Source organism: Trinickia dinghuensis, assembly GCF_003367175.1.
Classification (GTDB): Bacteria; Pseudomonadota; Gammaproteobacteria; order Burkholderiales; family Burkholderiaceae; genus Trinickia; species Trinickia dinghuensis.
In genome coordinates, this window is record NZ_QRGA01000012.1 from 131262 (window position 1) to 151206 (window position 19945).

Sequence of the window (19945 nt, forward strand, 5' to 3'; positions counted from 1 at the left end):
AACGCTTGCAAAAGGCGCCGCCGAACCGCCGTCAAGAACATCGAATGATAGGATTTTCCGCCCCGATTACCTCTGTGCTTTGCTTCGCCGGTGTTGCCATGGACGCGATCCTGGGCGAGCCGCCGCGCGCGCATCCGCTCGTCGGTTTCGGCAAGCTCGCCACGCGTCTCGAACGTGCGTTGAATCCGGATAGGAACGCGGCTCATAAGTCCAGCGAAGCCGGGCTGGGGCACGCTATATCGCCTGTGCCGCCTGTGCCGCCTGCGTCCCCAGCATTGCAGGCGCGAATCGCCGGCATTTTGGCCTGGGCCGTCGCGGTGATTCCGCCGGTCGTGTTGCTGGTTGTACTGACGCACGTGTTGCCCGTGGTCCTCTCGTGCGCGATTCAGGTGATCGCGCTGTGGTTTGCCTTGGGCGCGCGCAGCCTCGTCGACCACATCGGTCCGGTGGAAAAAGCGTTGAACGCGGGCGATCTAGCGCTTGCACGTACGTTGACCTCACGTGTCGTGACGCGCGATCTTTCCGATGCGGACGAACATGCCGTTGCTAAGGCCGCGATCGAGTCGGCGCTCGAAAACGGCAACGATGCGATCTTCGGCGCACTGTTCTGGTTCGTCGTGGCGGGCGGGGCAGGGGCGCTCGCCTTCCGCCTCGTCAATACGCTCGATGCGATGTGGGGGTACCGGACGCCGCGCATGCGGTACTTCGGCTGGGCCGCGGCGCGCCTGGACGATGCGGCGAACTACATTCCGGCACGCTTGACCGCGCTGACGTATGCACTGTGCGGCAACGCTCGAAACGCGCTCGCATGCTGGCGAATGCAGGCATCGGCTTGGGAGAGCCCGAATGCCGGGCCGGTGATGGCAAGCGGCGCGGGCAGCCTCGGCGTCGCCTGCGGCGGTGCGGCTTGGTACCACGGCACGCTCGAGGCGCGACCGGAACTCGGATCGGGGCGGGCGCCCCGAGCCGCCGATATCGGCCGGGCGTTGTCGCTCGTGAAGCGCTCCGTCGCGCTGTGGCTGGCCGCAATTGCCTTGTTGGCAGCCGCCTCGACCTTTCTATGAATCACCATGCTCGATCTCGCTGATGCAACACAAGTGCCGCACGGCGGCAACCTCGGAGAAGCCGCGAAGCGGTATGGGATTCCTCGCGAAGACTGGATCGATCTTTCGACCGGGATCAATCCGCGGGGATATCCCGTTCCGGCAATCGATCCTGCGGCATGGCTTCGATTGCCGGACGACAACGACGATCTGGAAGAGATTGCCGCCGAGCATTACGGCGCTACACGTGCGCTGGCGGTGGCTGGAACGCAGGCCGCCATCCGCATGCTGCCGGCAGTGTTGCCCCAAGGACGTGTGGGCGTCGGGCTGCTGACTTACGGCGAATATGCGCCGGCTTTCGAGCGGGCCGGGTTTCCCGTTGACCGCTTCGTGACGCCGCAATTTGCAGACTGCCGTGATGCGGCTGCGTTCGTGCTCGATCCCGCGCGTGCGCTGCCCGCGGATTTGAAGCATCTTGTGCTCGTCAACCCGAACAATCCCGGCACCGAACGATTCACGCCTCAGCAGGTGATGCAATGGTGCGAAGAACTGGCAGCGCGGGGCGGAACACTCGTGGTCGATGAAGCGTTCGTCGAATCGATGCCTGAGTTGAGCGTGGCGAACCTCGCCGATCGCGAAGGATTGATCGTGTTGCGCTCGATCGGCAAATTCTTCGGGCTCGCCGGCGCCCGCGTGGGGTTCGTGCTTGCCTGTCCGCGCATCGATCGAGCAATGCGTCATCTGCGCGGGCCATGGAGCGTATCGGGGCCGGCGCGCGTCGCGGTTCGGGCAGCGTTGCTCGATCATGAATGGCAGGCTCGAACACGAGCAACGCTCGTCGCTTCGGGATCGCGTCTTGCTGACTTATTGGCGCAATTTCATCCGACTGTGCGGCATACTCCGTTGTTTTCCTGGGTTCGCGGCCAGCAAGCGCGCCGATGGCAAGACGGCCTTGCACGTCACGGGATCTGGGTGCGCAGGTTCGACGTGATACCGGGTGTCAGGTTCGGTCTTCCCGCGGACGACGCGGCTTGGTCGCGACTCGATGCGGCACTGCGTGCGGTTAAGATGGAAATAGAGAGTTAATCGATGGAAAACGACGAAATCATCAACCACAAGGAAGAACTGGATCAAGCGATCGGATCGGCTCGGACGCAAACGCCGGTCGGATCGCCGTGTATCGACGTCTGCCGGTTGAATCCGGATAGCGGCCGCTGCGAAGGGTGCCTGCGCAACCGCGAAGAAATCAAAGCGTGGAAGGCGATGAGCGATCCTGATCGATTGGCGTTGCTCGATCTCTTGGCGGAGAGAAACGGCGCAGGGAATGCACAGCCGTAGACCTCGCCAATTCCGCCACCGGTGCAAAACAGTGAATGTGGCGGTTCGTCCTATTCACTCGTGTTCAGCAGCAGGCGGTCGCGAAGTGGGACGGCCACCTGCCGGAGGTAGTAGGAAGCAGCGGTGTGCTGCCGATGCTGGGCAATCTGAACGTCGGCAAATAAGAGACCGATGGTAGACGGTTGGCGCCGGGAGTGAGTCTCGGCGCGCCTATGCGGAGGCCGCGTCACGCGCGCCGTTAAAAGGCCTCACCCTCGAACAGCGCCGCCGTTAGCGCGGGATTCGACGGCCAGTACCCATGCATATACGTCGCGGTGATCGCACCTTCCCGAAACACCGGCTCACCGGCGGCATGCGTTTGCTGCCGCACCGCATGACGCTCCGGACGCATGTCGGTCGTCATGCCCGAATAGTGGAACGTGTGTCCGGTCATCATGCCGTGCTTCGAATCGACCGCCTGCATGCCCAGTGCACCGAGCCGAGTGCTCATTGTTCCGTGCCCCTGAAGCACGCCCAGCATCGGCGTTCGAACCCCATCGACATCGGTCAAGCTTTCGAGCAAGTACAGCATCCCGCCGCATTCGGCGACGATCGGCTTACCCGAAGCTGCATGAGCGCGAATGGTTTCCGCACTCGCCGTATTTCCGGCCAGCCGCGCGGCATGCAACTCAGGATAGCCGCCGGGCAGGAACAGCGAGTCGGCCCCAGAGGGCACAGGCTCGTTCGCCAGCGGCGAAAAAAACGTGACGCGGGCACCCAGTGCTTCCAACAAGGCCACGTTCGCCGGATAGATAAACGAGAACGCCGCATCGCGCGCAATGGCGATATGCATGCCGTCGAGCAACGGCGGCAGCGCTTGCGCCGGCTGCGGTTCGAAGAAGACGGGCGCGGGCAGCTCAGCCAGCGCGGTGTTTGCCAGCGCCTGCGCCGTGAACGCGATACGCTCCTCGAGTTGCTCGATTTCACCCGCCTGATGCAGTCCCAAGTGCCGCTCGGGCAAGGCAATTCGATCGGACGGGGCGAGGTGGCCCAGCCACCGAATATCGGCAGGCAAGCTCTCTTGCAGCATCTGCGCGTGGCGCTCCGAGCCGACGTGATTCGCCAATACGCCATGGACCGAGACATCGGGCCGATAACGTGCCAATCCGAACGCCACCGCGCCGAACGTCTGAGCCATCGCCTTGGCCGAAATCACCGCGGCAACCGGCACGCCGAACTTCACCGCCAAATCGGCGCTGCTAGGCGTTCCGTCGAACAGCCCCATCACGCCTTCGATCAGGATCAGGTCCGCCTGTTCGGCGGCTTCGGCCAGCAATCGGCGGCAACCCTGTTCTCCGACCATCCACAGATCGAGCGATTGCACCGGCATGCCGCTGGCACGCTCGAGAATCATCGGATCGAGAAAGTCGGGGCCCGTCTTGAAGACGCGCACGTTTCGCCCCAGCCCGCGGTGCAGCTGGGCAAGGCCGGCGGTGACCGTCGTCTTGCCTTGGCCTGACGCGGGACCGCTGATGAACAGAGCAGGGCAGGCCGGCATTTAGAACTCCACGCCTCGCTGGGCTTTCACGCCTTGCTCCCGATACGGGTGCTTGACGAGCCGCATCTCGGTGACGAGATCGGCGGCTTCGACCAGCGCATCGGGCGCATGGCGGCCCGTGACGACGATATGCTGCATCGGCCCGCGAGCCGTCAGTACGCCGAGCACCTCGTCGAGCGGCAGGTACTCGTACTTCAGGACCGTGCACAGTTCGTCGAGGATCACCATCCGATAGTTGCCGCTCTCGATCATCGTAAGGGCTTCGTTCCATCCCTTGCGGGCAGTCGCAACATCAGCATCACGATTCTGCGTGTTCCAGGTATAGCCGTCGCCCATCGTGACGAAATCGCATTGAGCGTGCGCGCCGAGAAAATCGCGTTCCGACGTATGCAACGCGCCTTTGATGAACTGCACGACGCCGACGCGCTCGTTATGGCCGAGCATGCGCACGGCCATGCCGAACGCCGCCGTGCTTTTGCCTTTGCCGTTGCCGGTGTTGACGATCAACAGGCCTTTCTCGAGCGTGGCCGCTGCCTGCTTCTTCTCATGACCCTCGCGGCGGCGCTGCGTCATGCGCAGATGAGATTCACTGTCGGTCTTCATGGTTTCCTTGCACTTGGCGGATTCGATCTTGTCTGCACAAAGCGGCGACCGCGACGGTGACGCCGTCCAACGCGAACTTGTTGCGCACTAGCTTACCGCTTGTGGCCGCCAGCAGTGCGCACGGCTCGGATACGCCCTCCACGCCGACCTGCTCGTGAACGATGGCCGAACCGCGCAGCGAGGCGTTTTGAGCGAAGCAAGCCTGAACGTCTTGCTTCGAAAAAGTCCGCAACGGAAAGCGGTGCCGCTCGCAGAAATCGACGAGCGCAGGCTCGTTCGCTTTCGAATCGAGCGTCGCCACACACGCGACGTCGGTCATGGCATACGGGTGCAATGCCGTGCGCACGGCGGCTTCGATCTGGTCGATCGTGACGCCTCGGCGAAAACCCAATCCAATCGTCAACGCTCGACCGCTTGCGGCAACGTCATCGATGCAAGCCAGCGCGGCGACGCTGCCGATCACCAGGATGGCGGGCGACCCGAGACCTTCTCGGCGAACTTCGGCCGGCAGCGTTTCCAGCGATGCCAGAACCTGGCGCTGCGTCGGAAGCGTAGCCGATTGAATCGCGACGCAAGGCGTTTGCGCGGCCATGCCCGCGCGCAACAACGCGCCGGCAATGTCGTCCAATCGGCGAATACCCATGTAGATGACCAATGTAAGACCGGTTGCGGCCAACGCCTGCCAGTCCGGCTCTTCGGCACCCGCGCCATGCCCGGTGACGAAAATCGCGCCCTGAGCCATCCCCCGATGCGTGACGGGAATCCCGAGCGTAGCCGGCGCGGCAATGCCGGCCGTCACGCCGCTGATGATCTCGGCGTGGATGCCCGCGGCCTGCAAGGCCAGCAATTCCTCGCCGCCACGGCCGAACACGAATGGATCGCCGCCTTTCAAGCGCGCCACGCTGCGGCCCGCGTGCAGATGCGAGAGCATCGTGGCGATGATTTCATCCTGCGGGGTGGAGGCACTGCCTCCGCGCTTGCCGACATAGACGATCTGCGCATCGGCCCGCGCCATGTCGAGGATCTCGGGGTTGACCAGATCGTCGACAAACACGACATCGGCCAACGCGAGCGCCCGCATGGCTTTGACGGTAATGAGTTCGGCGTCGCCCGGGCCGGCGCCGATCAGCCACGCCCGAGTCATCGCCGATGCCCGCCGGCCGGTTGGCCGGCTCGCATGCCAGCCCGCAAGGCAGCGGCGCTTCGTGTGCGGTGCGAAAGGACGTCCGGCGACGGTCCACGGCGAGAATGCATGTCGGCGAAGAAGGGCGAAATAGGAAGGGGGAAGAAGATACCACAGGCCTCGCGGCCCGCCGGCCTTCCCGCCGGCCTTCCCGCCGGCCTTCCTTGACGGGCTTGCCCCATATACCTACACTCGCGACTAATCTGGTGCTCGCGCACGCGTTCCGACGTGCGCAGTTAAACGGGAAACAGCGGTTCGGGTCGATGTAGCGTCGCGCCCAACCTGCCTGTGCTGCCCCCGCAACGGTAAGCGAATGTGTCGCATGCACGCGATACGCGGCCGGCTTCGACATATGCATGAACATGCATGTGCAATACCACTGCGCTCAGCCCTGAACGGCGGCGTGGGAAGGTGAAGCGGTATTTTCGCCAGCCCGGATACCGGCCGGAGAAGACGACACGCGCTGCGGGTAGGCGGCGCTGTGTCGACGTATCGATGCTTCGTCACGTCTGTTCATTATGTCCACCTCCATGCGCAAGATCCCCGTAACCGTCATCACGGGCTTTCTCGGCAGCGGCAAAACCACTTTGCTGCGCCATATGTTGTCTCAAGCGAACGGCTTGCGTATCGCCGTCATCGTCAACGAGTTCGGCGAACTCGGCATCGACGGCGAAATCCTCAAGGGCTGCGGCATCGGCTGCGATGAAACGGGCGCGGAGCAGGAGGGCCAGTTGTACGAACTCGCGAACGGGTGTTTGTGCTGCACCGTGCAGGAAGAATTCTTCCCGGTCATGGAGGCACTGGTCGAGCGGCGTTCGACGATCGATCACGTGTTGATCGAGACATCGGGCCTCGCGCTGCCGAAGCCGCTCGTTCAAGCATTCAACTGGCCGTCGATTCGGAACAGCTTCACGGTCGATGCGGTGGTGACGGTAGTGGACGGGCCGGCGGCGGCGAGCGGGCAGTTCGCGGACGATCCGCAGGCCGTGGACGAACAGCGCAAGAGCGATCCGAATCTCGATCACGAATCGCCGCTGCATGAGCTGTTCGAGGATCAACTGGGTTCGGCCGATCTCGTCGTGCTCAACAAAACCGACCTGCTCGACGAATCCGCTCTGGCGGCGGCGTCGAAGCTCATCCGCGAAGACATCCCCCCGCACGTCAAGATCGTGCCTGCGAGCAACGGCAAGCTCGACCTGACCGTGCTGCTCGGGCTGAATTCGGCGTCCGAGGAGACGATCAACGATCGCCCCGACCATCACGGCTCGGCCGACGACCCCGATCACCATCACGACGATTTCGATTCCGTCGTCGTGTCGGGCGCACCGGTCTCGCGCGAAGCGGCCATCGGCGCGCTGCGGCAACTCGTCGAAAACAACACGATCTACCGCGCGAAGGGGTTTGCCGCGCTGCCGGGTGCGCCGATGCGGCTCGTGATTCAGGGCGTCGGCCAGCGCTTCGACAGCTATTTCGACCGCCGCTGGCGCGACGACGAACCGCGCGCGAGCAAATTCGTGCTGATCGGCGAGGACTTGGACGTGGCGCGGCTTCAGCGCCAGTTCGACGAAGCGCTGGCCGCCCAGCCGGCAGCGCCGGTCACCTCCGCCTGATCGGCTTTCAGGCGACGCTCGCATGCATTTGCTACGGACGGTCCCCGGGGGCTTCGTCGACGATACGGCCGGCGTGGTCCGGATCGATCAGCGCCCCGGCGACATCGTCGTGTTGAGTTCGGCCGATACCACGCTATCGCTGCTGGCCGGCGTGGTCGATCGGCTCGGCCCCGAGTTTCCGAGCCTGCGGCTCACGAACGTCACCTATCTGCGTCAACCGGCATCGGTCGATTTCTATGTCGACGACGTGCTGCAGCACGCGCGCGTCGTCGTCATCGACCATCTCGGCGGCGAAGCGTACTGGCCTTATGGGATCGAACGCGTCGTCCAATTGGCGCGAAGCCGTGGGCAGACGCTCGTCATGTTCTCGGGCGATTTGCAGGAAGATCCGAACCTGATCGCGCAGAGCACGGCGAGCCCGGAGTTCTGCCGGCGGCTATGGCGGTACTTGCGCGAAGGCGGCGCGCCGAACGCCGAAGCCTTCCTGCGCACGATCGCATGGCATGCGCTCGACTGGGGCGAAGAGCCGCCGCTGCCGGTTTCCGTGCCGAATGCCACGCTTTACCATCCGCGCCACGACAGGCCGACGATCGCCGACTGGCAGGCAGGTTGGCGCGCGGGTGCGCCTGTCGTCGCTATTCTTTTTTATCGCGCTCATCTGCAAGCATCGAACACGGCCGTCTTCGATGCGTTGATCGATGCGCTCGAAGCGCGCGAACTGAATCCGCTGCCGATTGCCATCACCTCGCTCAAAGACGCGATCAGCCATGAGTTGGTGACGCAGCTGTGCAACGAGCAACAGGTAGCGCTGGTATTGAATACGACGGCGTTCGCGGCTTCGACACCGGAAGACGGCCGATTCCCCGTATTCGGCGCCGACGCGCCCGTCATGCAAGTCATTCTCAGCGGCGGCAATAGGGAGGATTGGCTTAAAGACAACCAAGGGCTCAATTCGCGCGATATCGCCATGCACATCGCCCTGCCCGAGGTGGACGGCCGCGTCATCACGCGCGCCATCAGCTTCAAGGGCCTAGCCTATCGCTGCCCGCACACCGAAGTCGATGTCGTACGCTATCGGCCGGACGAGGAACGCGTGGCGTTCGTCGCCGAGCTGAGCCGTCGCTGGTGCCGGCTGCGCACACTGCGCAACGACGAAAAGCGGCTGGCCCTGGTGCTCGCGAACTATCCCGCCAGCGAAGGGCGCATCGGCAACGGCGTGGGACTCGATACGCCCGCATCGGTCGTCGAAATCCTGAAGTCGCTGCGTGCGGCGGGCTATCGCCTGGACGAGTTGCCCTCGAACGGCGACGCGCTCATGGCCCGCCTGACGCAAGGTGTGACGAACGATCCCAACGTTCGCGATCTGCGTCCGGCGTTGCAGAGTCTATCGCTCGACGATTATCGAAAGTCGTTTGCGGCGCTGCCTGCCGAGGTGCGCGATGCGTTGAACGAACGGTGGGGGCCAGCCGAAAGCGATCCGACGGTGCGTGCGGGACGCTTCATGATCGCCGGATGGCGATGCGGTCGTGTCTTCATCGGAATTCAGCCGTCGCGCTCGCGCGTGGACGGAGACTACGCGAGCTATCACGACGCGGATCTCGTTCCGCCGCATGCCTATCTGGCGTTCTATTTCTGGCTGCGCAACGTCTTCGGCATCGATGCGCTCGTGCACGTCGGCAAGCATGGCAGCCTCGAGTGGCTGCCCGGCAAAAGCGTGGCGCTTAGCGATACTTGCTGGCCCGATCTCACGCTCGGCCCGATGCCGCATCTTTACCCGTTCATCGTCAACGATCCGGGCGAGGGCAGCCAGGCCAAGCGGCGCGCGCAGGCGGTCATCATCGACCATCTGATGCCGCCGCTCACACGCGCCGAATCGTATGGGCCGCTGCAAGATCTGGAACGGCAGGTCGACGAGTACTACGAAGCATTGATGGTCGATGCGCGCCGCGCGAAACTGCTGCGCGGCACGATCCTCGAAACGATCGTGAAGCACCGTCTTCACGAGGAATTGAGCCTTGCCAAGCCCAGTGGACAAGACGAGGAAGACGCGCTGCTCACGCGCGTCGACGCGTGGCTGTGCGAGTTGAAAGAGGCGCAGATCCGCGATGGCCTGCATACCTTCGGCCGATCGCCGGCGGGCCGCGAGCGGCGCGACACCTTGCTCGCGCTGGCGCGTTTTCCGATCGGGGACGGACGCGGCAAGAACGCCGGTCTCATCGATGCGCTCGCCAAGGATCTGCAACTCGATCACGGGTTCGATCCTTTGACGGCGGAGTGGGCCACACCGTGGGCGGGGCCGCGTCCGGCCCTCCTCGAACAGGTCAGCGATGTGCCTTGGCGTCACAACGGCGATACGCGCGAGCGGCTGGAGTTGCTGGCGCAGACGTTGCTCGACGAGGTTTGCGGCCGAAATCACTGTGATCGTGACGGTCACGGTGCCGATGACGGTGACCACAGCGTCCGCAGCGGCATACTCCCGCCGCACCCGCTGCCGCTCGCATCCGAAGTCCTCGATCGTCTTCGCACCGATATTTTGCCGCGTCTCGATGCATGCGGCAGCGAAGAGCTGCGGCATCTGACACGCGGCCTCGAAGGCCGCTTCGTGCCGCCGGGGCCGAGCGGCTCGCCGTCGCGCGGCAGGCCCGACGTCCTCCCGACAGGCCGCAATTTCTATTCGGTCGATACGCGGGCGATCCCCACTCAAGCGGCGTGGGCCTTGGGCCTGAAATCGGCGCGCCAGTTGCTCGAACGTCATTTGCAAGAACACGGCGACTACCCGCGCGCGATCGGTCTCTCAATCTGGGGTACGGCCACGATGCGCACGGGGGGCGACGATATCGCGCAAGCGATGGCGCTGCTCGGCGTGCGGCCCAAATGGGCGCCGGGCAGCCATCGCGTGACCGATTTCGAAATCCTGCCGGCCGGCGTGCTCGAACGGCCTCGCATCGACGTGACGCTGCGCGTGTCGGGATTTTTTCGCGATGCGTTCCCGAACGTCATGCATCTGTTCGATGCGGCCGTGCAAGCCGTTGCCGAACTCGACGACGAGCCGGACGACATCAATCCGATCCGTGCGCGCGTGCTGCGAGAGCGCGACGCGTGGATCGCGCGCGGGCTCGACGAAAAGGAAGCACGCAAAAGAGCGGGCTGGCGCGTATTCAGTTCGAAGCCCGGGGCCTACGGTGCCGGCTTGCAGCAGATGATCGATACGGGATCGTGGGATACCGATGCCGATCTGGCCGATGCCTACCGTGCGTTCGGCGGGTACGCGTACGCATCGGCGAGCGCCGGCGAGCATGCGCACGGCGCGTTCGCGACACGGCTGGCCACGATCGACGTCGTGCTGCAAAACCAGGACAACCGCGAGCACGATCTGCTCGACTCGAACGACTACTACCAGTTTCAAGGCGGCATGACGGCAGCCGTCCGCCATTTTTCCGGACAACAGCCGCGGATGTATCACGCCGATCACAGCAATCCCGATGCGCCGCGCGTGCGGGCGTTGAGCGAGGAAATCGCGCGCGTGATTCGCTCGCGGGTGGTCAATCCGAAATGGCTCGACGGCGTGAAGCGTCACGGGTACAAAGGGGCGGCCGAGATCGCGGCCACCGTCGATTATCTGTTCGGATACGACGCAACGGCGCGCGTCGTTTCGGATCACCAATACGCGCTCGTCGCCGATGCTTATCTGAACGACGCCGACACGCGCGGCTTCATGCAGCGACATAATCCGCATGCGCTCCATTCGATCTGCGAGCGCTTGCTGGAAGCGATTGGGCGAGGGTTGTGGCAGGAGCCCGGTGCCTATCGCGAGCAAATCGAAGAACATCTGCTGGCGGCCGAGCAGCAGATCGAAGAGAGGTCATCGTGAATCGATCGAACGTCCCCGTGTCCTTATCCGCCCAGGTGCCGCCGCCGTTTCCTTTGAGTGCGTTGATCGGCCAGGATGCGTTGCGCGAGGCGCTGTTGCTCGTCGCGGTCGATCCGTCGATCGGCGGTTTGCTGGTCAGCGGGCCGCGCGGCACCGCGAAATCGACGGCGGCCCGTTCGCTCGCCGAGTTGCTTCCCGATGGGCACTTCGTCACGTTGCCGCTCGGTGCGAGCGAAGAGCGCGTAGTTGGAACGCTCAATCTCGACGAAGTCTTGCGCGGCGGCGAGGTCAAGTTTTCGCCGGGGCTGCTGGCGCGCGCGAACGACGGCGTGCTTTACGTCGACGAGGTGAACCTGCTGGCCGATGGATTGGTCGACGTCGTTCTAGACGCAGCCGCAAGCGGGATCAACGTCGTCGAGAGAGATGGGATTTCTCACAGCCACGTTGCCCGCTTCGTGCTGATCGGCACGATGAATCCGGAAGAAGGCGAGCTACGGCCGCAGTTGCTCGATCGATTCGGCTTGATGGTGCAATTGGAAAACTGCTTCGACGCCGAGATTAGACAACGGATCGTCAAGGCCCGGATGGCGTTCGACTTGGATCCGGACGCATTCCGCCGTTCGTATGCACCGGCGCAGCAAGATCTGGCGCAACGTATTCGCCAGGCGAGGACGGTATTGCCGGACTTGCCTTTTGCGGACGATGTTCATGACGCCGTCAGTACGCGTTGCATCGAGGCGGCGGTCGATGGGCTGCGTGCCGATCTGGTCATGCTGCGTGCCGCGCGAGCGTTGGCCGCTTTGGAATCGGCCGAGACGGTGACGAGCACGCACGTCGAGCGCGTGGCGGATCTCGTGTTGCGGCATCGTAGACATCAGCCGGAGCAGGGTGCGAGCGATGGCGGGACAGATTCGATGCAAGCGGGCAAGGCCGGAAACGGAAAAGAACCAAGCGACGACCGGCAATCGCAGAGTACCGAAGCCGCCACAAACCAGCGGCCCAGCGACGGCGCAAGCCAGGACGATCCCGATTGGGGCTACCTACCGCCCGAGCCTGCCGGGATGCTCAACGTCAAAGGCGTCATCCCGCTCTCGACAAAAAAACGCTGAGCCGTCGGAAAAGCGCCTCCGCTGAGTCACGTAGCGGATTCCGATGGCCATCAGGCGCAAACGGTTCGGATCGTCGCGAGACGTCGGCGAACAACGGCCATCGTATTGCATGGGCGGCATCCCTTGCACAAAAAGGGCCGGCCCCGCTGCGCATGGATCATCTGCGGTTCATCCGACAGGCGTCCCGAAGCGGCACCTTGCATTGCTTCCTGCTCGATTGCTCGGCATCGATGCTGGGCGGCGAGCGTCTGTCTAGCGCCAAGGGGTTGATTCTCGCTTGCTTCGATCACGCCGCGGTAGAGCGTTCGGAGGCCGCGCTGATCTGCTTCGGCGGCGGCCGAGCTAACGTGCGATTCGGGCCAGCGATACCGCGCTGGTGGAACGAACGCTGGGTCGAACCCATCGGCGGGGGAGGCGGGACCCCTTTGTCCGCCGGTATCGCCTCTGCCGCAAATCTGCTCGAGCGCGCGAAGCGGCGCAACGCGGCCCAAGAGCGCGTGCTCTGGGTGCTCGGCGACGGACGTACCCGCGATCGGCCCGCGAGACCGCTCGCCGCCGACCGGATCGTCATCGTCGACTTCGAACAGGGCAATATCGGCCGTGCCGCCCTTGGACGATGGGAACAGCTTGCCCGCGAATGGAACGCGGACTATCTGCATCCCGAGGACATTGCTGTTCGCGAGCCGTCGCCTTAGCGAAGGCAATCGCACCAATCGCACTTTTCGTGCAAAGCTTGTTGGTGGTTTCCGCGGCTCGGGGTCATTAAAGGCCGGGGGATTTTCAGCCCGGGGCCCCGTGAGGCGGATGACGAGCGCTTAGGCCGAATACCCGCGCGGCGTGTAGATCCATTCGCCGTGCGGCCCGCCGGCTATCCCGCGCGTCGTGGACGAACCGATGATGACCATCGTCCGCATATCGACCTGTGCCGATTGCAATTCGCCGAGGGTCGTCGTCGTCAACGTCTCGCCCGGCCGGCCGATGTCGCGCCCAAGCACGACCCGCGTGCCGGGGCCGCGCCGGGCGCGGACGATCTCGAGTGCGCGATCGAGCTGCCAAGGGCGCGCGCGCGATATCGGGTTGTAGAACGCCATGACCAGATCGGCAGCGGCCGCATGCTCGAGCCGCTTCTCGATGATGCTCCAGGGCTTCAGGTTATCGGAGAGCGACAGCATGCAAAAGTCATGGCCAAGTGGCGCCCCGGCCTTGGCAGCCGTTGCCATTGCCGCGGAGATGCCGGGCACGATGCGTAGGTCGATCGCTTTCCAACGCAAGTCGTCGCTTGTGTCGAGCGCCTCGAATACAGCGGCCGCCATGGCGAACACACCGGGATCGCCCGACGACACGACAACCACCCGCTTACCTTCGCACGCAAGTTCGAAAGCATGTCGCGCGCGCTGTAATTCCTCTCGGTTGTCGCTGCAATGCAGACGTTGATCCGTGCGAAACGGACCCGCCATTTTCACATAGGTCTCGTAGCCGAGGATGTCGGTGGCTTCGTTCAACGCCGCGCGCGCGTCGGGCGCCATCAGGCCGGCGCTGCCGGGACCGAGCCCGACGACGCTCAAGCGTCCTCGTGGACGACCGATCCGGTCCGCGTCGATCGGCATCGTCGCAACTCCGAACGCAATGCGGTGAGCATTCGACGTTCTGACGTCGTGGCTTTGCCGAAGCGACTCGGCGAGCAGTTTCGCAGCATCTTCTACGTCGCCGGCGGCAAAGCGCAGAGGAACGCCAAGGGCACTCGCCGCCTCTTCGGCGGCAACATCCCCCATGCGCGCTGCCGGAGCAAGCACCGCCGCCAGCGAACGTGGCGCGAACCCGTGCGCGTCGAATGCCGCACGGACGATCTCCGCGGTGATCGGCCCTTCCGCGGGGATCGCCGCCACCACGCTGCGAGGATGGATGACGAGTTCGTCGCGACGCAGATCCGACGCATGCGGCGTCACCCGAATCGTGAGCCGAGCCGCGTCGCTTTGCGGTATCTGTGCGTCATCGAGCCAGGGGGCGTCGCCGTCGATGCGCGCACTTTCCCCCGAAAGCAGATCGGAAACGAAGTGCTTGCCTTGCTCCAGATCCGCAAGGACATAACCCTCGGGCGGATTGAGCAGGCAGGTGCCGAACCTGAGTTCGCCACTCGTCGTGATGGCGGGCGCGACGCTCAACGCCTGCGCGATTTCGCGGGCAAGTACGTTGACACCCGCTAAACCGCCGAGCAGCGGCACCACGGCGCTCCCATCCTCGGCGACCGCCAGCACGGGCGGCTCGACACCCTTATTGGACAACAACGGCGCGATGCACCGAATCACGATGCCCGCGGCACACAAAGCGACGATCGGCGTGCCTTGCGAGTAAAGCGCTCGCAGATGATCGCTGAGTTGCGCGTAGCTGCAATCCGCTTCGCCGTCGACGCGCGCTTGCAACCCATGGATCGACGCACCGGGACACGCGGCCTGAATGCGCCGAGCGGTAGACAAAGCACTGCGCCCGAGCACGACGATGGCGGGCGCCACCGTTACCCCTGCCATTTCTGCCCCGGCACGATCAGCAGCGAGAAGTAGGGCGATGCCATCGGATCGACGTCCTCGAGCGGTACGATCCGCTGATTGCTCATCGTCGCGCGCTCGACATACCGCGCGCGGCCTGTCAGCCCGAGTTCATCGAGCACGCGCCGGACCTTATCGAAGTTGCGCCCCAGCTTCATGATGACGGCGGCATCGGTATCCGCGAGCTTGCGCCTCAACTCATCCTCGGTCATGACGCCGGACAGAATCGACAGGCTCTGATTCCGATAGACGAGCGGCGTGCCGAGCACCGCGGCACCGCCGAGCATCGAGCAAACGCCCGGCACGACCTCGACCGAAAAGTCAGCGGAGAGCCGATCGTGCAGGTACATATAGGAACCGTAGAACAGCGGATCGCCTTCGCATACGACGGCAACGTCGCGCCCCGCATTCAAATGCTCGCCGATAACGACGGCAGCCGTATCGTAGAAGTCCGCGATCACGGCCTCATAAGACAGCGGCGGCTCGAGCGCCTCGGTCGTGACGGGATAAACGAGGGGCAGCCGAATTTGCCCGTCCTCAAGGTGCGTTTCGATGATCCCGAACGCGTTCCCTTTCTTTCCCTTTGCGACGAAGTATGCGACGACAGGCGAGGCTTTCAGCAGACGCAGCGCTTTCAGCGTCAACAGTTCGGGATCCCCCGGGCCGACGCCAATGCCATAGAGATGTCCGCGGTGGTTAGTCATTCGATTTCCGATGCGAGTGCATTGACGGCGGCAGCGGCCATGGCGCTGCCGCCGCGCCGGCCTTCCACGATCACGTAGGGCACACCGCGGCTATCGGCGGCCAGCATGGCCTTGGACTCCGCCGCGCCGACGAAGCCGACCGGGAACCCGAGAATCAGCGCAGGGCGGGGCGCACCGGCGTCCAGCATTTCGAGCAAGTAAAAGAGGGCGGTCGGCGCATTGCCGATCGCAACGACGCTGCCTTCGAGCCGCGGACGCCAGAGTTCCAAAGCCGCCGCGGAGCGCGTGTTTCCGATCGTTCGCGCCAGCTCAGGCACGGTGGGATCGCCGAGCGTGCAAAGCACTTCGTTCGATGCAGGCAGTCGCGTGCGCGTGACGCCGTCGGCCACCATGCGCGAATCGCAAAGAATGGGCGCGCCGTTCGCCAACGCCGCACGGCCGGCAGCGCCCGCGCCTTTGGAGAACCGGATCGATTCGGCGATATCGACCATGCCGCACGCATGAATGATGCGCACGGCGAGTTTCTCGAGATCGGCGGGAACGGCGGATAGATCCGCTTCGGCGCGGATCGTCGCGAACGATTGGCGGTAGATGGCTTGTCCGTCGCGGACGTAGTCGATCATGAAATAGGGGCTCCGGCCGCTTCGCCAAGTCGCTTCGCGGCCTCTTCGATAGTCAGATAAGTGTCGATGCGCTCGCCGAAGCGAAGCGCGCCGTCGCGCGCCGGCGATGATGTTTCACCATCGGAGGCGTGGTCTCGGCGATAAAGATCGTAGCGACCTGGTGCCACGGCCAGCAGCGTGTAGGGCGCGCAATGCGCCGCGGCGCATGAGCGCGTGCATCCGCTCAGGTGTGCCTCGACACCGGCAGGTAGTTGTTTCGCCAATGCCAATGCATCCGCTTTGGTATCGGCCAACGCCTTCACGCACCCGGTCGATCCGGCGCAAGCAATCACTCGTGCGAGCGGATCTTGCGGATCGAGCACGAAGCCGAGCGAGCAAAGCCCAAGCTCGACTTGCGGAACGGCACGCGCCGCGACATTGGGCACCAGCACGCTTTGCCAAGGCGTGAATCGCAAGCTGCCGTCGCCGTGTTCCAAGGCTAGCCGAGCCAGCCCTCTCAGCGTTGCAGAATCGATCCGCCCCAGCGGCGGTTGCCCGCCGACATGCCACAGGCCGCCATCGCGTTGCGGATAAGCGCCGAATCGTCGTATGGGTTCAGCGGCGGCTCGCCGCCACGTACCGACTTCCGGATCGTTCTGCAGATCGATGCTGCCTTTCTCGGCAGCCCGCGCCAGCACGGTATGGCAATCATGCGAGCGCAGCAGATCGCGCATGCGGTTTTCGTCGGGAGCAGCCAGATCGAGGAATGCAACCAGCAGCGCGCGGATCAAGGCGACGATATCGTCCGCTCGAACCGCGGCGAGCGCATCGCTTCGAGTCGATGAAGGCTGCCCGGCGAAACCGACCGCAAACCGCGGCTCGGTGCCGCCCCGGATTGCCGGCGGCATGGCCGCGAACCAGACGTCATGCGGATGATCGAGTGACGCGAGTCGTTCGCCGCCATCGAGCAACACGGAAAATTTCGGCGAGAGTTCGGCAAGGCGCGGTTCGCTCTGCAGCAATCCGAGGATCTCGTCCGCCAGCGGCACCGTGTCGTACAGCGCGTCGGCGTCTAGGCCGGCAACGGGACTGAGCAGCAGATTTCGGGCATCGTCGGCGACCGCCGCTTGCCGAGCAGCCTGCACGGGATCGTGCGATTCGGTTGCGGCGACTCTAGGGCCGAGCCCCGCATCCGACAACCGCTGGCTCAGCGTCGCCTCGCCGCCGGCTTTCACCCCGCGCAGCTGCAGATTGGCCCGATTCGTCAGCTCGACGATACCTGACCCATGGACATCGGCCGCATCGGCAATCGCATGCGCTTGCATTGCGAGCAATTTCCCGCCGGGCAGTTTGATCCGGCATAACCCGCCGTCGCGTGCGGCGACGATCCGCGAAAGCGCGGGACATGCCGACGGCCGAAGCGAAGAAAACGGAGGGTAGCCCAAGGTTCAACGGAGTTGGCGTCGCGGGGCGGCCACGTTGTCCCGGCGAATGAAGAATCGAGAACGCTGGCCGGCAAACCCTGCCCGGCTGTGGCTTGCGCGAACGATATTGGCGCCGGCAAAGCGAGTATTATGCCCTGTTTGCAACGGTACGAATACTGCGGGCAGGCAGCCCGCGGTCGAGCGGAAGACGTATGACTGGCGAGGGAGTGATGGTGCCTTGGCTGACGGTTGTCGGCATCGGAGAAGACGGTTTTTTCGGATTGGGCCGGGCGGCCCGGCGAGCGCTGCTCGATGCGTCGATCGTGTTCGGCGGGGATCGTCACTTGGCGATGCTTCCGGCGAGGATCCGCGCGCGGCGCGAATCGTGGCCGAAGCCGTTCGATATCGCCGCTATCGAGGGATACCGAGGCACGCCCGTTTGCGTATTGGCCAGCGGCGACCCCATGCTGTTCGGCGTGGGCGCGACGCTGGCGCGCTCAATTGCCCCGCTGGAAATGCATATGATTCCCGGGCCTTCGTCATTGTCCTTGGCCGCGGCGCGTCTGGGTTGGCCGCTGCAGGATATCTCGATCGTCTCGCTGGTTGGACGTCCGCTCGCCACGCTCAACTCGCACGTGCGGGAAGGAGCGCGCGTGCTGGTCCTGAGCCGCGACGGCACATCGCCGTTCGAGATTGCCGCGCTATTGAGTGAGCGCGGATACGGTGCGACGTCGATGAACGTATTCGAAAATCTCGGCGGCACGCGCGAGCGCCGCATCGACGCAAAAGCGGAAACTTGGCAGGAAGAAGCGGTCGGTGCGCTGAATATCGTCGCTCTGGAATGCCGCGCCGGCACCGACGCCGGCACCTCGCTGCCGTCGACAAACGGATTACCGGACAGCGCCTTCCTCAACGACGGCCAACTGACCAAGCGCGACGTTCGTGCCGTCACGCTTGCTCGTCTGGCACCGGCTCCCGGCGCCTTGCTGTGGGATATCGGCGCCGGATGCGGGTCGATCGGCATCGAATGGATGCGCTCGCATCCTGCCTGCAAAGCGATCGCGATCGAATCGAACCCGCGCCGGCAAGCCTTCATCGCGCACAACAGGGACGCGCTCGGCGTGCCCGGCCTGCAATTGATCGAAGGACGCGCCCCCGATGCATTGAGCGGCCTGCCGGTACCCGATGCGATATTCATTGGCGGCGGCGTGACGGTGCCGGGCGTGCTCGAAGCTTGCTGGTCGAGCCTGCGCGAAGGCGGGCGGCTCGTGGCCAACGCCGTGACGCTGCAAGGCGAGGCGGCGCTCGTCGATTGGCGCAATCGTCATGGCGGGACGCTGACGCGCATTGCGATCAGCGAAGCGGCACCCCTCGGCGGCTTCGATGCCTGGCGTGCGGCATTGCCGATCACGTTGCTCGAGGTAACTAAAACGACCGAAGCGACTGAAGCGGCTGAAGGGACCGGGGCGGCCAAGGCGGCCGAATGCACCAAGGGAACTGGGGCGGCGCAAGAAACTCAAGCCACTCCCGCCGAACGCACCGCCTCCAGCGAGCCGATCTGACAATGCGCGACGAAACGCCGGAAGAGGCACGCCCCCTACGTAGCGGCTACACGACCGGAAGCTGCGCGACCGCCACGTCGCTGATGGCCGCCCGCTTGCTGCTGGGCGGCATCACCGGCGACGCCGCGGACATCGTTCTGCCGAAAGGGCAGCGCGTATCGCTGCCGATCGTCTTCTGCCGTTTCGTCAACGGATCGGATGGCACGGCCGGCGCGGAGGCCGGAACGATCAAGGATGCCGGCGACGACCCCGATGTCACGCATGGAGCGCTGATCTTCGCGCGCGTGAAACTCAGCAAAGAACCCGGTGTGCGCTTTCACGCGGGCGAGGGTGTCGGCACCGTGACTCGCGCCGGCTTGACCTTGGCCGTCGGCGAGCCGGCGATCAACCCGGTGCCGCGCCGGATGATGTCGGATCACCTGACCGACCTCGCCGCCGAATACGGATACGCGGGCGGATTCGAGGTGACGATCGGCGTCGAAGGCGGCGAAGCGCTGGCGCTAAAGACAATGAATCCGCGACTCGGCATCGTCGGCGGGTTGTCGATTCTCGGTACCACCGGCATCGTCCGGCCGTTTTCGTGTTCGGCTTATATCGCCTCGATCCATCAAGGCATCGACGTGGCGCGAGCAAACGGCTACCGGCATGTTGCGGCGTGTACCGGCAACGCCAGCGAAGACGCGATGCGCGCGCATTACGGCTTGCCGGATATTGCGTTGATCGAAATGGGCGACTTCGTCGGTGCCGTGCTCAAGCATATGCGCCGCGCGCCTGTCGGGAAGCTCACCCTTTGCGGCGGTTTCGGCAAATTTTTTT

The 19945-nt window shown here is 64.4% G+C and carries 17 protein-coding genes and 1 riboswitch; of the genes, 10 read left to right on the forward strand and 7 right to left on the reverse strand.

Going from position 1 to position 19945, the window contains the following annotated elements:
- The first annotated feature begins 44 nt into the window (after positions 1-44).
- Genes DWV00_RS21675 through DWV00_RS34920 form a run of 4 tightly spaced genes read left to right on the forward strand, consistent with a single transcriptional unit; the run spans position 45 to position 2545 of the window.
- A complete protein-coding gene (locus DWV00_RS21675) occupies positions 45-1064 on the forward strand; it encodes a CobD/CbiB family cobalamin biosynthesis protein (protein ID WP_115535695.1) in 1020 nt (339 codons plus the stop codon).
- Positions 1065-1070: 6 nt separating this feature from the next.
- Entirely contained in the window at positions 1071-2129 is a 1059-nt protein-coding gene (cobD, locus tag DWV00_RS21680; protein ID WP_115535666.1) for a threonine-phosphate decarboxylase CobD, read from the forward strand.
- A 3-nt stretch (positions 2130-2132) separates the two neighbouring features.
- Positions 2133-2381 carry a DUF1289 domain-containing protein gene (locus DWV00_RS21685; RefSeq protein ID WP_115535667.1) on the forward strand — a complete coding sequence of 83 codons (249 nt, stop codon included), beginning with the start codon at positions 2133-2135 and terminating at the stop codon, positions 2379-2381.
- 35 nt (positions 2382-2416) lie between these two features.
- Positions 2417-2545: a hypothetical protein gene (locus tag DWV00_RS34920; RefSeq protein ID WP_281272663.1), complete on the forward strand. Its 129-nt coding sequence runs from the start codon at positions 2417-2419 to the stop codon at positions 2543-2545.
- Positions 2546-2619: 74 nt separating this feature from the next.
- On the opposite strand, the gene DWV00_RS21690 is transcribed toward DWV00_RS34920, so the two are convergent.
- From DWV00_RS21690 to cobA, 3 genes are read right to left on the reverse strand one after another with little or no spacing between them, the layout of a single operon-like run.
- Positions 2620-3918 carry a cobyrinic acid a,c-diamide synthase CobB gene (locus tag DWV00_RS21690; protein ID WP_115535668.1) on the reverse strand — a complete coding sequence of 433 codons (1299 nt, stop codon included), beginning with the start codon at positions 3916-3918 and terminating at the stop codon, positions 2620-2622.
- The gene (cobO, locus tag DWV00_RS21695; RefSeq protein ID WP_115535669.1) at positions 3919-4521 is read right to left on the reverse strand and encodes a cob(I)yrinic acid a,c-diamide adenosyltransferase; all 603 of its coding nucleotides are present in this window, start codon (positions 4519-4521) and stop codon (positions 3919-3921) included.
- A complete protein-coding gene (gene cobA / locus DWV00_RS21700) occupies positions 4505-5665 on the reverse strand; it encodes a uroporphyrinogen-III C-methyltransferase (protein WP_115535670.1) in 1161 nt (386 codons plus the stop codon). Before cobA ends, cobO begins: the two co-directional genes overlap by 17 nt.
- A 226-nt stretch (positions 5666-5891) precedes the next feature.
- Positions 5892-6167: riboswitch (cobalamin riboswitch) on the forward strand.
- Between the two features lie 55 nt (positions 6168-6222).
- Between cobA and cobW the strand changes: the two genes are divergently transcribed.
- The 4 genes from cobW to DWV00_RS21720 all read left to right on the forward strand — a co-directional run bounded on the left by cobW (position 6223) and on the right by DWV00_RS21720 (position 12989).
- On the forward strand, positions 6223-7314 hold the full coding sequence (cobW, locus tag DWV00_RS21705) for a cobalamin biosynthesis protein CobW (RefSeq protein WP_115535671.1): 1092 nt from the start codon (positions 6223-6225) through the stop codon (positions 7312-7314).
- A gap of 22 nt (positions 7315-7336) precedes the next feature.
- A complete protein-coding gene (cobN, locus tag DWV00_RS21710) occupies positions 7337-11185 on the forward strand; it encodes a cobaltochelatase subunit CobN (RefSeq protein ID WP_115535672.1) in 3849 nt (1282 codons plus the stop codon).
- 17 nt (positions 11186-11202) lie between these two features.
- A complete protein-coding gene (locus tag DWV00_RS21715) occupies positions 11203-12294 on the forward strand; it encodes a magnesium chelatase ATPase subunit I (RefSeq protein ID WP_245964976.1) in 1092 nt (363 codons plus the stop codon).
- Between the two features lie 152 nt (positions 12295-12446).
- On the forward strand, positions 12447-12989 hold the full coding sequence (locus tag DWV00_RS21720; RefSeq protein WP_115535674.1) for a vWA domain-containing protein: 543 nt from the start codon (positions 12447-12449) through the stop codon (positions 12987-12989).
- A gap of 120 nt (positions 12990-13109) precedes the next feature.
- Here DWV00_RS21720 and cobJ read toward each other — a convergent pair whose 3' ends face one another.
- The 4 genes from cobJ to cobG are packed head-to-tail and all read right to left on the reverse strand — an operon-like array spanning position 13110 to position 17588.
- Positions 13110-14819, reverse strand: a complete 1710-nt coding sequence (gene cobJ / locus DWV00_RS21725) for a precorrin-3B C(17)-methyltransferase (RefSeq protein WP_115535675.1) — start codon at positions 14817-14819, stop codon at positions 13110-13112.
- Positions 14807-15541, reverse strand: coding sequence for a precorrin-2 C(20)-methyltransferase (locus DWV00_RS21730; protein ID WP_115535676.1), 735 nt, complete (start codon positions 15539-15541; stop codon positions 14807-14809). Before DWV00_RS21730 ends, cobJ begins: the two co-directional genes overlap by 13 nt.
- Positions 15538-16164, reverse strand: a complete 627-nt coding sequence (locus DWV00_RS21735) for a precorrin-8X methylmutase (protein ID WP_115535677.1) — start codon at positions 16162-16164, stop codon at positions 15538-15540. Before DWV00_RS21735 ends, DWV00_RS21730 begins: the two co-directional genes overlap by 4 nt.
- A complete protein-coding gene (gene cobG / locus DWV00_RS21740; protein ID WP_115535678.1) occupies positions 16161-17588 on the reverse strand; it encodes a precorrin-3B synthase in 1428 nt (475 codons plus the stop codon). The genes DWV00_RS21735 and cobG overlap by 4 nt, the downstream gene beginning before the upstream one ends.
- A 209-nt stretch (positions 17589-17797) precedes the next feature.
- Here cobG and cbiE point away from each other — a divergent pair, with 209 nt between their 5' ends.
- Positions 17798-19129, forward strand: coding sequence for a precorrin-6y C5,15-methyltransferase (decarboxylating) subunit CbiE (gene cbiE / locus DWV00_RS21745; protein WP_115535679.1), 1332 nt, complete (start codon positions 17798-17800; stop codon positions 19127-19129).
- A 2-nt stretch (positions 19130-19131) separates the two neighbouring features.
- Positions 19132-19945: cobalt-precorrin-5B (C(1))-methyltransferase (locus tag DWV00_RS21750; protein ID WP_115535680.1), on the forward strand; the 814-nt coding region annotated here is incomplete at its 3' end.

Bases quoted from the DNA above. Each gene is read 5' to 3' on its own strand.
- cobJ (WP_115535675.1), bottom strand. From the start codon at position 14,819: ATGGCAGGGGTAACGGTGGCGCCCGCCATCGTCGTGCTCGGGCGCAGT.
- cbiE (WP_115535679.1), top strand. From the start codon at position 17,798: ATGGTGCCTTGGCTGACGGTTGTCGGCATCGGAGAAGACGGTTTTTTC.
- DWV00_RS21690 (WP_115535668.1), bottom strand. From the start codon at position 3,918: ATGCCGGCCTGCCCTGCTCTGTTCATCAGCGGTCCCGCGTCAGGCCAA.
- cobA (WP_115535670.1), bottom strand. From the start codon at position 5,665: ATGACTCGGGCGTGGCTGATCGGCGCCGGCCCGGGCGACGCCGAACTC.
- DWV00_RS21730 (WP_115535676.1), bottom strand. From the start codon at position 15,541: ATGACTAACCACCGCGGACATCTCTATGGCATTGGCGTCGGCCCGGGG.
- cobD (WP_115535666.1), top strand. From the start codon at position 1,071: ATGCTCGATCTCGCTGATGCAACACAAGTGCCGCACGGCGGCAACCTC.
- DWV00_RS21720 (WP_115535674.1), top strand. From the start codon at position 12,447: ATGGATCATCTGCGGTTCATCCGACAGGCGTCCCGAAGCGGCACCTTG.
- DWV00_RS21685 (WP_115535667.1), top strand. From the start codon at position 2,133: ATGGAAAACGACGAAATCATCAACCACAAGGAAGAACTGGATCAAGCG.
- cobN (WP_115535672.1), top strand. From the start codon at position 7,337: ATGCATTTGCTACGGACGGTCCCCGGGGGCTTCGTCGACGATACGGCC.
- cobW (WP_115535671.1), top strand. From the start codon at position 6,223: ATGTCCACCTCCATGCGCAAGATCCCCGTAACCGTCATCACGGGCTTT.
- DWV00_RS21735 (WP_115535677.1), bottom strand. From the start codon at position 16,164: ATGATCGACTACGTCCGCGACGGACAAGCCATCTACCGCCAATCGTTC.
- DWV00_RS21675 (WP_115535695.1), top strand. From the start codon at position 45: ATGATAGGATTTTCCGCCCCGATTACCTCTGTGCTTTGCTTCGCCGGT.
- cobO (WP_115535669.1), bottom strand. From the start codon at position 4,521: ATGAAGACCGACAGTGAATCTCATCTGCGCATGACGCAGCGCCGCCGC.
- DWV00_RS34920 (WP_281272663.1), top strand. From the start codon at position 2,417: ATGTGGCGGTTCGTCCTATTCACTCGTGTTCAGCAGCAGGCGGTCGCG.